The organism is Pseudomonas sp. MIACH, from assembly GCF_001269925.1.
GTDB lineage: Bacteria > Pseudomonadota > Gammaproteobacteria > Pseudomonadales > Pseudomonadaceae > Aquipseudomonas.
The window spans coordinates 65,048-78,828 of record NZ_LHVO01000027.1 but is presented as its reverse complement, the minus strand read 5'-3'; the positions used below and the strand labels follow the sequence as shown (position 1 = coordinate 78,828).

At 61.7% G+C, this 13,781-nt stretch carries 11 protein-coding genes; 1 reads left to right on the top strand and 10 read right to left on the bottom strand.

All coding sequences use genetic code 11. From position 1 onward, the window contains the following. Window positions 1-7 precede the first annotated feature (7 nt). Window positions 8-1,276, bottom strand: coding sequence for an aspartate aminotransferase family protein (locus AD670_RS09750; protein WP_053131073.1), 1,269 nt, complete (start codon window positions 1,274-1,276; stop codon window positions 8-10). A gap of 209 nt (window positions 1,277-1,485) precedes the next feature. Between AD670_RS09750 and AD670_RS09745 the strand changes: the two genes are divergently transcribed. Next, window positions 1,486-2,385: a LysR family transcriptional regulator gene (locus tag AD670_RS09745; protein WP_053131072.1), complete on the top strand. Its 900-nt coding sequence runs from the start codon at window positions 1,486-1,488 to the stop codon at window positions 2,383-2,385. Window positions 2,386-2,611: 226 nt separating this feature from the next. Here the strand turns inward: AD670_RS09745 and AD670_RS09740 are convergent, their stop codons facing one another. From AD670_RS09740 to bioF, 9 genes are all read right to left on the bottom strand, one after another. Then, window positions 2,612-4,390, bottom strand: coding sequence for an acyl-CoA dehydrogenase C-terminal domain-containing protein (locus tag AD670_RS09740; RefSeq protein WP_053131069.1), 1,779 nt, complete (start codon window positions 4,388-4,390; stop codon window positions 2,612-2,614). Between the two features lie 122 nt (window positions 4,391-4,512). Further along, window positions 4,513-6,282 carry an acyl-CoA dehydrogenase C-terminal domain-containing protein gene (locus AD670_RS09735; protein WP_053131066.1) on the bottom strand — a complete coding sequence of 590 codons (1,770 nt, stop codon included), beginning with the start codon at window positions 6,280-6,282 and terminating at the stop codon, window positions 4,513-4,515. A gap of 90 nt (window positions 6,283-6,372) precedes the next feature. Further along, window positions 6,373-7,662, bottom strand: a complete 1,290-nt coding sequence (locus AD670_RS09730) for a diguanylate cyclase (protein ID WP_053131063.1) — start codon at window positions 7,660-7,662, stop codon at window positions 6,373-6,375. Window positions 7,663-7,866: 204 nt separating this feature from the next. Continuing rightward, window positions 7,867-9,672, bottom strand: a complete 1,806-nt coding sequence (locus tag AD670_RS09725; protein WP_053131060.1) for a phenylacyl-CoA dehydrogenase — start codon at window positions 9,670-9,672, stop codon at window positions 7,867-7,869. Window positions 9,673-9,924: 252 nt separating this feature from the next. Then, window positions 9,925-10,206 carry a hypothetical protein gene (locus AD670_RS09715; protein ID WP_053131056.1) on the bottom strand — a complete coding sequence of 94 codons (282 nt, stop codon included), beginning with the start codon at window positions 10,204-10,206 and terminating at the stop codon, window positions 9,925-9,927. Between the two features lie 106 nt (window positions 10,207-10,312). After that, window positions 10,313-10,993, bottom strand: coding sequence for a dethiobiotin synthase (bioD, locus tag AD670_RS09710; protein ID WP_053131054.1), 681 nt, complete (start codon window positions 10,991-10,993; stop codon window positions 10,313-10,315). After that, window positions 10,990-11,802: a malonyl-ACP O-methyltransferase BioC gene (bioC, locus tag AD670_RS09705; protein WP_053131052.1), complete on the bottom strand. Its 813-nt coding sequence runs from the start codon at window positions 11,800-11,802 to the stop codon at window positions 10,990-10,992. The genes bioD and bioC overlap by 4 nt, the downstream gene beginning before the upstream one ends. After that, complete coding sequence (locus AD670_RS09700; protein WP_053131050.1) at window positions 11,795-12,526, bottom strand: alpha/beta fold hydrolase; 732 nt, start codon at window positions 12,524-12,526, stop codon at window positions 11,795-11,797. The genes bioC and AD670_RS09700 overlap by 8 nt, the downstream gene beginning before the upstream one ends. Then, window positions 12,519-13,700 (bottom strand): 8-amino-7-oxononanoate synthase, encoded by a 1,182-nt coding sequence (gene bioF, locus AD670_RS09695; protein ID WP_053131047.1) that lies wholly within the window; start codon window positions 13,698-13,700, stop codon window positions 12,519-12,521. Before bioF ends, AD670_RS09700 begins: the two co-directional genes overlap by 8 nt. Between the last annotated feature and the right edge of the window lie 81 nt (window positions 13,701-13,781).

Here is a 13,781-nt window from a genome sequence, read left to right as displayed (position 1 = left end):
AAGTGGGTTAAACGGCGATGCCCTTGCGGCATTGCAACTGGGCGGTGCGCACGCGGGAGAAGGCGCGGGCCAGGCGCAGGAGCATTTCGTCGATGTTGCTTTTGCTCACCGTAAGCGCCGGGGTGAAGCGCAGGCAGTCAGGTTGCGGGGCGTTGAGGATCAGGCCTTCGTGCAGGGCGGCTTTTACCACTGCATCAGCAGAATCATCCGACAGCGTCAGGCCCCACATCAGGCCGTGGCCGCGCAATGGGCCCTGGTCGTAACGGTAGGCCAGACGGGCAAGTCCTTCGCCCAGGTAAAGACCGGATTCACGGACGTGTTCCAGGAAACTGTGCTCCAGCACCGTATTAAGTACCGCCAGCCCGGCCGATGCCATCAGCGCGTTGCCATGATGGGTGCCTTCCAACTCTCCCACGTCGAAGCAACAGGCGTTGCCGCGCGCCAGAAGCGCCGCCAACGGCACGCCACCGCCCAGGCCTTTGCCGAGGGTGATGATGTCGGCACGTACGCCGTACTGCTGTTCGGCAAGCAAGGTGCCGCAACGGCCGAGGCCGGTTTGTACTTCGTCGAGGATCAGCAGGATCCCCAGTTCGCGGCACAGCCGTTCAACGCCCTTGAGGTAATGTTCCGTCGCGGGGATCACACCGGCTTCGCTCTGGATCGGCTCCAGCATGATGGCCACTGTCTGCGCATCGACCGCGGCATGCAGGGCCGGCAGGTCGTTGAACGGCACGTGGCTGAAGCCTGGCAATTGCGGCTCAAAGCGGTTTTCCAGGGGGCCCGCTGACGCCGCCAGTGCGGCGAAACTACGCCCATGGCAACCATTGCTGGCGCTGATAATGCGGTAGGCCCCGCCGCGATGCAGCTGGCCCCACTTGCGCGCCAGCTTGATCGCCGCTTCGCAGGCCTCGGCGCCACTGTTGAGCAGGTAGGCCTGGTCGCTGCCGGTGCGATGGCACAAGCGGTCGACAAGATTGAGTTGAGCGCGGTTATGCAGCCCCATGCCCGGATTGATCAGGGCCTGGGTCTGGTCGGCGAGGGCTTTGATCAACACCTGCGGACTGTGGCCGAGGCTGTTGGCAGCGTTGCCCTGGCTGAAATCCAGGTAGGCCCGATCATCACTGTCCCACAGCCAGGAGCCCTGGCCGCGTACGAAGACCTGGGCAGGCCGGACCACGGTGGGCATCAACGCCTCGCTGGACAGCGCATCAGGCGATGCGTCGAGAACCAGGTCGTCCAGGCTGGGTACGGGGCGACGCATATTGAAGAGGTTCACAACCGCCCCCCATTGGCAACCGGACCTTGGTCGGGTTTTCCGGCAACCACTGCCTGGGGGTGTGTTGCCTTGCCTATGTAAACGCCATCAACATAAACGCTATTCATTGCCCGATCCGGCCCTGTAAGCCCTGCGAATAGGCGCTAGACTAGGCGTCTCGGGGGCCAACGGCCATTTCGATTTTCCAGCTTTTTCGATAAGTAAGTCTTATGGATTTCAAGCAACTGCGTTATTTCGTCGCGGTGTATGAAGAAGGCCATGTGGGCCGTGCCGCTGAACGCCTGTCGATCTCCCAGCCGGCACTGTCACAACAGATCCGCCAGTTGGAGCAGAACCTCGATGTAAGCCTGTTCGAACGCAGCAGCAAGCGCCTGCTGCCCACCCTGGCCGCCCATACGTTGTACAACCACGCTTTGCCGCTGATCGACGGCATGCAGCAAGCCGTCGAAGCCTTGCGTAACTTCAAGGGCCAGGCCATGCGCACCCTGGCCATCGGCGTGCTGCAAACCGTGCACACCAGCCTGGTCCCGCAAATGCTCGAGCGCGTGCGCAAGGCTCAGCCGCACCTGGTGGTGCAGATCTACGAATTGACCGGGCTTGAGATTGAACGGCGGTTGCTTAACGGCTCGCTGGACATCGGCATCAGCTACCTGCCGCCACGCCAGCCGGGATTGCATGGCGTGTTGTTGTACGAAGATGAATTGAAGGTGGTCATCCCCGAGGACCATCCCCTGCGCGAATTCAAGAAAGTCTCGCTGAAACAGGCGGCCGAATTGCCGATGTTGCTGCTGGGGGAAGAGTTTCAGGTTCGACAGATCTGGCAGGGCCAGTTAGCCAACCTAGGACGGCGGCCGCAAGTGCAGGCGGAGTTGAATACCATGGTAGGGATTCTCGACAGCTTGCCCCATACCCAACTCGCCACAGTATTGCCGGGACGTTCCCAGGATGAACACAACAGCCAGTTGCTGCTATGGAAACCCTTGAGTGAACCCAGGGTGCCGCTCAAAGTAGGCTTGGTGTGTCGCGATGTACAGCGCCAGCAGGCGACGGTGGCGTTACTGCGCACCTTGCTGGAAGACGTCATGAATGCCCCACAGACGACTCCCTGACTTTTCTGCGGGCAAAAGAAAACCCCGCCGAAGCGGGGCTTTGCAGACTGTTTCCCTGACATCCATTTCACTCCGCCATCCTGGCAGAATCCTACGTGTCCGTGTTGTTGCTTTGCGCTTCCTGCGCGACGTCCATGTGAAGTAGATTATCCGTGGATCCAATTTGGCGATAGAGGACGATTAGCAGTACGTCATGTAAGAGAATGCTTACACGCCCTCCAACCCCTTAGAACAGTGCCTCATCCAGCAAAAACAGTGATTCACTCCCCGCTTTTACCGACGCACTCAGCGAGTGAATACGCGGCAGCAGCCGCGCAAAGTAGAAGCGCGCGGTGCCAAGCTTGCTGGCATAGAAGTCTTCCTCAGCCTCTTTGCCCCACGCAGCCTTAGCCATGCGTGCCCACATATAGGCGTAGGCCATGTATCCAAACGCATGCAAATACTCCACCGAGGCCGCACCAATCTCGTTGGGGTTGGTCTTGGCGCGATCCAGCACCCAGGCGGTCAGTTCATCCAGGTTGTCCACCGCCGCGCTCAGCGGCTTGGTGAACTCAGCCAGGCCAGGTGCCGCCGAGGCGATGAATTGGCGAATCTCGTCGGCGAACAGGGTGTAGAACGCACCGCCACTGCCGACGATCTTGCGCCCCATCAAGTCCAGCGCCTGAATGCCGTTGGTGCCTTCGTAGATCTGGGTGATGCGCACATCACGCACCAGTTGCTCCTGGCCCCACTCACGAATGTAACCGTGGCCGCCAAATACCTGTTGGCCGAGTACGGTGGTTTCCAGGCCCAGGTCGCTGAGGAACGCCTTGGCGACCGGCGTCAGCAACGCCACCAGGTTATCGGCGCGCTCGCGGGCAGCGGCATCTTCACTGAACTTGGCGATGTCCAACTGCGTCGCCACATAGGTGGAGAACGCGCGGCCGCCTTCGTTCGCGGCTTTCATGGTCAGCAGCATACGGCGCACGTCGGGGTGGACGATGATCGGGTCGGCCACTTTGTCTTTGGCCTGGGCGCCGGTCGGCGAACGGCTTTGCAGGCGGTCGCGCGCGTATTCAATCGCGTTCTGGTAGGAACGCTCGCCGGACGCCAGGCCCTGAATACCCACGCCAAGACGCTCGTAATTCATCATGGTAAACATCGCCGCCAACCCACGGTTGGGCTCACCCACCAGGTAACCCACGGCTTCGTCGAAATTCATCACGCAGGTCGCAGACGCCTGGATACCCATCTTGTGCTCGATGGAGCCACAGCTCACCAGGTTACGCGCCCCCAGGCTGCCGTCGGCGTTGACCATGAACTTCGGCACCAAGAACAGCGAAATCCCCTTGGGCCCGGCCGGTGCGTCCGGCAACTTGGCCAGCACCAGGTGAATGATGTTGTCGGTGAGGTCATGTTCACCGCCAGTGATAAAGATCTTGGTCCCGCTGATCGTGTAGGAACCGTCCGCCTGCGGCTCGGCCTTGGTGCGGATAATCCCCAGGTCGGTACCGGCGTGTGCTTCCGTCAGGCACATGGAACCGGCCCACTCACCGGAATACATCTTCGGCAGATAGATGGCCTTGAGTTCTTCGCTGGCGTGAGTGTTGATCGACACGCAGGCCCCGGAGGTCAGCATCGGGTACAGGCCGAACGCCAGGCTCGACGAGTTGATCATCTCTTCAACCTGGGCCGACACCGCCTTGGGCATGCCCATGCCGCCAAACACGGGATCGCCACCGACGCCGACCCAGCCACCTTCAGCATAGGTTTTGTAGGCCTGTGGATAACCATCCGGGGTAAACACCGCGGTGTTATCCCAGCGGCAGCCCTGCTCATCGCCACCGCGGCTGAGCGGGGCGATGGATTTGGCGGTGACCTTGCCGGCTTCTTCGAGGATGGCCTCTACGGTCTCGGCGTCAACGGTGTCTGCCAATGCCGGCAATTGGGCCCAAGTGGTGGCGACCTCAAAGACTTCGTTGAGGACGAAGCGCATATCACGCAGCGGCGCTTTGTAATCAGCCATGGCAAACCTCGTGAGAACGTGAAAAGTGATTCGATGGGATCGGTTTTACAGGCTCCGAGTGTACCCGAACAACTTTTCAGACACATAGGGTCCACTTGTGACTGGCTGGTATTTTTGAGTCATCACAGCGCGAACGACTCCGCAGGCAGACTCATCAGGCATTCGCTGCCCGCTTCCACGGCGGCACGATGGGTTGCGGTACGTGGCAGCAGGCGCTTGAAGTAGAAATCGCAGGTGGCAAGCTTGGCTTTGGCAAACTCAGTGTCATCGTGCGCCAGCGCTGCAATGGCCATCCGCAGCCATAGGTAGGCGAGGATGATGTAACCGCTGTACATCAAGTAATCCACAGCCGCCGCCCCGACCTCATCCGGGTTCTTCATAGCCGCCATACCGACCTGGGTGGTCAGCTCGCCCCATTCCTGATTAAGTTGATTGAGCTGCACCACATAGCCCTTGAGCTGCGCATGTTCGGCATTCGCCGCGCAAAACTTATGCACGATTTTGGTAAAGCCGCGCAGCAGCTTGCCCTGGCTGCCCAGCACCTTGCGCCCCAACAGGTCGAGGGCCTGGATACCGTTGGTGCCTTCGTAGATCGGCGCAATCCGCGCATCGCGCGCCAACTGCTCCATGCCCCACTCACGAATGTAGCCATGGCCGCCGAATATCTGCATGCCGTGGTTGGTCACCTCCAGCCCAGTGTCGGTCATAAAGGCTTTGCAGATGGGAGTGAGGAACGCCAACAGGTCTTCGGCCTCCTGGCGCTGGCCGGCGTCGCGGCTCAGGTGCGCGGTGTCGAGCAACTGCGCCGTGAAATAGGTCAGTGCGCGGTTGCCTTCGTTGAAGGCTTTCATGGTCAGCAACATGCGCCGTACATCGGGGTGCACGATGATCGGGTCGGCGGCTTTCTCCGGGGCCTTGGCGCCGGTCAGCGCACGCATTTGCAGGCGGTCGTTGGCGTATTTGATCGCGCCCTGGAAGCTCGCCTCGCCATTGCACAGGCCCTGCATGCCGGTGCCCAGGCGGGCGTGGTTCATCATGGTGAACATGCAGTTGAGGCCTTTGTTCGCCTCGCCAATCAAGAAGCCCTTGGCGCCGTCGAAGTTGAGCACGCAGGTGGCCGAGGCCTTGATGCCCATCTTGTGCTCGATAGAGCCGCAGTGCACCGCATTGCGCTCAGCCGAATCGACATGGAACTTGGGCACGATAAACAACGAGATACCCTTGGTGCCCGCCGGCGCATCCGGCAGCTTGGCCAGCACCAGGTGGATGATATTGGCGCTCATGTCGTGCTCACCGGCCGAGATGAAGATCTTGCTGCCGGTGATCGCGTAGCTGCCATCCGCCTGGGGCACGGCGCGGGTCTTGATCAGGCCCAGGTCGGTGCCGCAATGGGCTTCGGTCAGGCACATGGTGCCGGTCCACTCGCCGGCGGTGAGTTTGCTCAGGAACGTGGCCTTCTGCTCTGCGGTGCCGTGGGCGTGGATCGCCGACATCGCGCCGTGGGTCAGGCCCGGGTACATGCCCCACGAGGTGTTGCTGGAGCCGATCATCTCGCTGAGCACCAGGCCCAACGATTGCGGCAGGCCCTGGCCACCGTAGGCCGGGTCTGCCGCCACGCCGTGCCAGCCGCCCTCGACGTACTGGGCGAAGGCTTCCTTGAAGCCCTTGGGCGTGGTCACCACGCCATTGTCAAAATGGCAGCCCTCTTCATCACCACTGCGGTTGAGTGGCGACAGCACGTTCTCGCAGAATTTCGCGCCTTCTTCGAGGATTGCACTGACCATGTCCGGGCTGGCATCCGTCGCGCCCAACGCAGCGTAGTGGCCGTGGAAATCAAACACGTTGTCGATCAGAAAGCGCATGTCGCGCAGGGGAGCTTTGTACTCAGGCATGGCGATGTCTCCGGCAGCAGATCCTTTCAACCTACTGCCGGCCAGCGCCTCGGACAATCATTGTCGAGACGCTGAATACACCGCCATTACTCAACCGGCAGCGCCCTGCATGCGCACCGCGCCACGGCGGGTTTGCCCGGCCGCGACCACGCAGTTACGCCCCGCGCCCTTGGCGGCGTAAAGCGCCTGGTCTGCGGACTTGAGCACCTCTTCGGACGTGCGCTGGTCGATCTGGCGCTCGGCCACGCCGATGCTGACTGTCACCGACACACTCGACGCGCCGCTGCCCGCCCGGCGTTGACGGCCTTGTTGATCATCCTGGGGCCGGTCCGAATTGCGCAGCTTGATGTCGTAGTTGGCGATGATCTCGCGGATTTCCTCCAGGTGCGGCATGCACTCATCCAACGTCTTGCCGGCGAACACCACGGCGAACTCTTCACCGCCGTAGCGGTAGGCACGCCCGCCACCATTGACCTTGGACAGCTTGCTCGCCACCAGGCGCAGCACCTGATCACCCACATCGTGGCCATGGGTGTCGTTGAAACGCTTGAAGTGATCGACGTCGGTCATCGCCAGCACATAGTTGCGCCCCAGCCGTTGCATGCGTTCATTCAGGGCACGGCGCCCCGGCAGGCCGGTCAGTTCGTCGCGGAACGCCATCTGATACGCCTCGTGCGCCACGCCGGCAGCGATCATCAGCATCACCTGGCTGCACATGATATTCAGCGTGAACGGCAGGATGAAGGTTTGCGGCAGCATCCAGAACAACCCCAGCAATCCCACCAATTGCGCTGCATGCAGTGGGCGCGGCTGATACCAGTACTGGGCCGCCAGGGTGAGGAAGCCGATCAGGAACATGGGATACGACAGCTGGATCAGGCTCATCCAGGTGCCATGCAGCGCCGGCCAGCGGATCTCCGCCAGCCAGTTCAGCACGGCCTGGGGATAACTCTGCTCCAGGGCCAGCGCCACGCTGCCGATTGCCAGCAGCACCGCACAACGGGCAACGAAGTCGCGGAACAGGTGAGTCTTCTCCTGCCACAGCGCGTAGATGCTGAACAGCAGCGGCAACAGCAGGCAACACAGATGAAACACCACGGCCGCGTCTTCGCGCACGCGGCCATTGTCGCGGTAAAAGTCGGTCTGGGTATCGAGCAGGAAGTAGGCGATGTACACCGTGATCATCAGGAACAATTCACGCTGACGACGGTAAACCGCGCAGTAAGAACCACCCAGCAACAGCACCAGCGTCGGCAATACGTTGAACAGCGAGGTGAAGAAGACGCTGAGGTCCTTGACGTACGCAGCCGAGAGCCCGGCCAGCAACAGCAGCAACGAAGGAAGAAAGTGACTGAAACGTAAAGCAGACACGCGTGACAAGGGTAAAACTCCGACCCGCAAAAGATGATGGCACTGTGCCTTGATTCTGACAGTTAAACACAACCTGTCCGTCGTGTATCACATTGCCATCACTGTAACGGCAGCCGACGGCAATCCCTGAATGCTGCACTGTGTTTTTTATCCCCCCATGAAAAAACCGCCGCTCCCACAGGAAGCGACGGTTTCAGGTGAACCCGGTAAGGCTTAGTAAGCCAGGCCGAAGTCTTCTTCTTTCATGTCCATCAGGTTGCTGGCGCCCGACAGCATGGTAGCCACGTGGGTACGGGTACGCGGCAGGATGCGCTGGAAGTAGAAGCGCGCGGTTTGCAGCTTGGCGGTGTAGAACGCTTCTTCGCTGGTGCCGGCAGCCAGTTTTTCGGCAGCCAGGCGCGCCATGTCGGCCCAGAAGTAAGCCAGGCAGGCGTAACCGGAGTACATCAGGTAATCCACCGAGGCGGCACCCACTTCTTCACGGTCTTTCATCGCGGCCATGCCGACCTTCATGGTCAACTCGCCCCACTCTTTGTTCAGCGCAGCCAGCGGTGTCACGAACTCCTTGACCGCTTCGTTGCCTTCGTTGGCCTGGCAGAACTTGTGCACGATCTTGGTGAAGCCCTTGAGCGCTTCGCCCTGGGTCATCAGCACTTTACGGCCGAGCAGGTCCAGCGCCTGGATGCCGGTGGTGCCTTCGTACAGCATGGAGATACGGCTGTCGCGAACGTTCTGCTCCATGCCCCACTCGGCGATAAAGCCGTGGCCGCCATAGATCTGCACGCCGTGGTTGGCGGATTCAAAACCGACTTCGGTCATGAACGCCTTGGCAATCGGGGTCATGAATGCCAGCAGGCCGTCGGCCTGTTTTTTAGCCTCGTCGTCGGTGCCGTACTTGACGATGTCCACTTGCTTGGCAGTGAAGTACACCATCGCACGGTTACCTTCGGCGAAGGCTTTCATGGTCAGCAGCATGCGGCGCACGTCGGGGTGCACGATGATCGGGTCAGCGGCCTTTTCCGGCGCTTTCGGGCCAGTCAGGGAGCGCATCTGCAGGCGATCGCGGGCATATTTCAGGCCGCCCTGGAAGCCGATCTCGGCGTGGGCCAGGCCTTGCAGCGCGGTGCCCAGGCGCGCGGTGTTCATAAAGGTGAACATGCAGTTCAGGCCTTTGTTCGCCGGGCCGATCAGGAAACCGGTGGCCGCGTCGAAGTTCATCACGCACGTGGCGTTGCCGTGGATACCCATCTTGTGTTCCAGGGAACCACAGCTCACTGCGTTGCGCGCACCGATCGAACCATCGGCTTCAGGCAGGAATTTCGGCACGATAAACAGCGAGATGCCTTTGGTACCGGCCGGTGCGTCCGGCAGGCGGGCCAGCACGATGTGGACGATGTTGTCGGCCATGTCGTGTTCACCGGCCGAGATGAAGATCTTGGTGCCGGAGACTTTGTAGGAACCGTCGGCCTGAGGCTCGGCCTTGGTGCGCAGCATGCCCAGGTCGGTGCCGCAGTGTGGCTCGGTCAGGCACATGGTGCCGGTCCATTCGCCCGACACCAGCTTGGTCAGGTAAGCCTCTTGCTGCTCAGGGGTGCCGTGCTCGGAAATGGTGTTCATCGCACCATGGGACAGGCCCGGGTACATGCCCCACGACCAGTTGGCTTCGCCGACCATTTCGCTCACGGCCAGGCCCAGGGATTCCGGCAGGCCTTGGCCACCGTGCTCAACGTCGTGGGCCAGGCTTGGCCAGCCGCCTTCGACGAATTGTTTATAGGCTTCTTTGAAACCAGCAGGGGTTTTAACGCCAGACTCACTCCAGGTGCACCCTTCGATGTCACCCACGCGGTTCAACGGTGCCAGCACTTGCTCACAGAACTTGGCGCCTTCTTCGAGGATGGCGTCAACCATGTCCGGGGTAGCGTCCTGGCAAGCCGGCAGGCTCTGATAGTGCGCTTCATAGCCGAGCAGTTCGTCACGAACGAAGCGAATATCACGCAAGGGGGCCTTGTAGTCAGGCATAGCGATAAACCTCTGCTGATGTATCTGGAATGAACAACCGCGTGGATTTGTTATGGCGGTCAAACAGGTGTTTGAAACATACGTTTACGACCTGGGGATGTCAAGCGTCGTCCAGACACCGTTTGTCATGACGCGGGTCAATGGCAGGCATGGCGAGGCCTGCGGCGGGAGGCCACAAGCGGTTCAGAAGAAAATGGAGGATTGCACAGGGGTGACCAGCCTCAGGAAGAAGCCGGTCAGACGAAAGAGGGGTTAAGCGAAGGTGTCGATCAGGGTACCGAGCATTTCGTCTGAAGCCTTGGCGACCTTGGCGCCCAACTCCACCTGGAACTTGCCTTGGGCCATTTCCACCATATTGCTCGCCGAATTCGTCGGCTGGGCGCGGTCATTGGCTTGCAGCCGGTCGCTCTGTGCGTCCGACGGCTGAGTGGTCGCGGTGCTGGCAATTCTGCCGGCGGCCTGGTCGACACGGCTCTGCCCGGCCTGAATAGTGCTCAGCCCCGAGTAAAACGCGCTGCTGCCAGAGATTTCCATGGCTTTAACCTGCCTTTAGAGAATCGTGAAGTTGAATTGAAGCAGACATGCTGGCAAAAAGCCCGTTAAAAACACTAATGGCATAATGCCTTGTCGATAGCCAGAATCAGTCAAGCAGGTCCAGCTGCAGGTACTCTGCCACCGCCTCGGCGCTGGCGTGCTTGAGCTTGGGCACTCGGCCCAGGCACGGCGCGGGCAAGCGTTCGGCCAGGGTCGCGAGGTTTTCTTCCAGACGAGAGGTCTTGGGGTCGATGATATTCGCCACCCAACCGGCCAAGGACAAACCGTCCCGGGCGATGGCTTCGGCAGTCAGCAAGGCATGGCTGATGCAACCCAGGCGCACGCCCACCACCAGGATCACCGGCAATTGCAGCGCCATGGCCAGGTCCGACAGGTTGTCCTGGTCGGCCAGCGGCACGCGCCAACCGCCGGCGCCTTCGATAAGGGTGAAGTCCGCCTGACGCGCCAGGATCTGCTGCATGGGTTTCAACAACGACTGCACCGTCAACGCAACGCCTGCCTCGCGCGCGGCAAGATGGGGGGCGATGGCGGGTTCGAACGCCACCGGATTGACCTCGGCATAAGTCAACGGCAATGAACATTCGGCCAGCAGCGCCAGAGCATCGGCGTTGCGCAGCCCCTTGGGCGTAACTGCGCAACCGGAAGCCACGGGTTTTCCAGCCGCGGTGCTTTTGCCGGCAAGCCGCGCGGCATGCAACAGACCTGCGGCGATGGTGGTCTTGCCGACATCCGTATCGGTACCGGTGATGAAATAGGCGGCGCTCATAGGGGCTTCTCCAGGACGGCGTACACCACTTGATAAGTGGCCGGCAGTCCCTCGACCTGACGGAACTGCTCGTAGGCGTCTACCAGTGCAACAATCCGCGCACGGCCCGTCAACCCACCGGGGCGGCCCGGGTTGAGATTGTGCGCACCCAGCGCTTTGAGCTCATGGGTCAGGCTGCGCACATCCGGGTAATGCAACACATGGGCACGCCGCTCCAGGCTGACCACCCGCAAACCGCTGGCCGCGCACAACTGCTGGTACGCCTCGAAGGTGCGGAAGCGATTGACGTGCACCAGGCCGTCCGCCGCCCGCCAGCTTTCGCGCAACTCATCCAACGTGCCGACGCACAAACTGGCGAACCCCAGCACCCCACCCGGTTGCAACACGCGATACGCCTCGCTGAGCACCGCCTCAAAATCCGCACACCACTGCACTGCCAGGCTGGAGAAAATCAGCCCGCAGCTGCCAGCCTTCAACGGCAGACGCTCGGCATCACCCGCGATGAAATGCTCAGCACCGCCCAAAGGCCGTGCGTGATCAAGCATGCCTTCAGCAATATCCAGTGCCACACCTTGGCTGGCCGGCAGCAACTCACCCAACACCCGGCTGAAATACCCCGTGCCGCAGCCCATATCCAGCCAACGCCGTGGCGCACACGCTGAGGGCAGACGGGCCAGCAGTTCATGCCCCACCGCCCGCTGCAACTCGGCGACGCTGTCATAACTGGCCGCCGCACGGGAAAACGACGCCGCCACCTGGCGCTTGTCCGGCAAGGCGCCCGGCAGTGGGGGAAGGGATAAATCAGTCATCAACGCACTCATGCAAAAAAGCCTGGATGGCCCCCGCCACACCGTGGGGGTCTTCCAGAAGAAAAGCGTGACCAGCCTGTTCAATCAGGCCGACCTCTACATCAGGCAGCAACGTCAGCAGGTCGCTGGCGGCTTCGGCAGGTACCAATCCGTCCATGCCGGCGAACAGATGCAACTGTGGGCCACGATAGGCCAGTAAGGCTTCGCGGGTATCCAGTTGGGCCAACAGTTCCAGGCCGGGCATCAACACGCTGGACGCTGAATTCGGCGCGCCACTGACCAGCAGGCGCGACAGTCCGCGCGGGTCTTCGGCGCCTTTGGCGCACAACAGGCCGAAGCGCTTGAGGGTGACTTGGGAATCGGCGTGGCAGCCAGCCAGGAATGCATCGAAAGTCTCGGCGGGCATCGCGTGGGGCCAGCCGTCGTGGGCGACAAAACACGGGTTGCTCGCCAGGGTCAGCAAGCCGCAGCAACGCTCGCCGCGCCGGGCCGCCAGCTCGGAAGCAAGCATGCCGCCCAGGGACCAGCCGCCCAGCCAGGCGTTGTCGGGCAGCGTGGCGTCGAGTTCGTCGAGCCATTCATCAAGGTCGCTGGAATCCAGCGCCGGCAACGGCTCGATCTGCACCTGCAGGTGTTCGTCCAGGCCACGCAAGGCGGCGGCCAATGGCTCCAGCGGCGATACGCCGAGGCCCCAGCCGGGCAGCAAGATCAGTCGATCACGCATGGTCGGGCTCCGTGGCGCCAAGCAAGCGGAAACACGCTTCCAATGCGTTTAACAATAGCTGCACCTGCGCCTCGCTGTGGGCTGCGGTCAAGGTCACGCGCAAACGCGCGCTGCCGGCAGGCACGGTGGGCGGGCGGATCGCCGTGACCATCAGGCCACGCTCACGCAGCATCTGCGACAGGCGCATGGCTGTGGCACTGTCGCCGATCAGGATCGGCTGGATCGGTGTAAAGCTGTCCATCAAGTCCAAGCCAAGCTGCTCGGCGCCCTGGCGAAACTGACGAATCAGGCCGTTGAGGTGCTCGCGCCGCCAATGTTCGGTGCGTAGCAATTCCAGGCTTTTAAGGGTGGCGCAGGCCAGCGCCGGCGGTTGGCTGGTGGTGTAGATATACGGCCGGGCGAACTGGATCAGACTCTCGATCAAATCCTCACTGCCCGCCACAAATGCCCCGGCGGTGCCGAACGCCTTACCCAGGGTGCCGACCAGGACCGGCACGTCATCCTGGCTCAAGCCGAAATGCTCGACGATCCCGCCACCATTAGCCCCGAGCGGACCAAAGCCATGGGCATCATCGACCATCAACCAGGCGCCTTTGGCCCTGGTTTCACGGGCCAATGCCGGCAGGTCGGCCAGATCGCCGTCCATGCTGAACACGCCATCGGTGACCACCAGCGTATTGCCGCTGGCTTTCTCCAGGCGCTTGGCCAGGCTGGTCGTGTCGTTGTGCAGGTAGCGATTGAAGCGCGCACCGGACAGCAAACCGGCATCCAGCAGCGAAGCATGGTTGAGACGGTCTTCCAGCACCGTATCGCCCTGCCCCACCAACGCCGTGACCGCACCGAGGTTGGCCATATAGCCGGTGGTAAACAGCAACGCACGCGGGCGGCCAGTGAGATCGGCCAGTGCCTCTTCCAGCTCATGGTGCGGCGTGGCATGCCCGACCACCAAGTGCGAAGCACCGCCGCCCACGCCCCAACGGGACGCCCCGGCGCGCCACGCCTCGATCACTTGCGGGTGATTGGCCAGGCCCAGGTAATCGTTATTGCAGAACGCCAGGAGGGCTTGGCCGTCGACCACCACTTCCGGGCCTTGAGGGCTCTGAAGCAGCGGGCGTTGACGGTAAAGGTGTTCGGCACGGCGGGCAGCGAGGCGCGCGGAGAGATCAAAAGACATGCAGGCCTCGGGGTGGCAGGTTCAACTCGGTCAAAACAGGTGGGAGGGGGCTTGCCCTCTCCCACACTTGAACCGCATTTC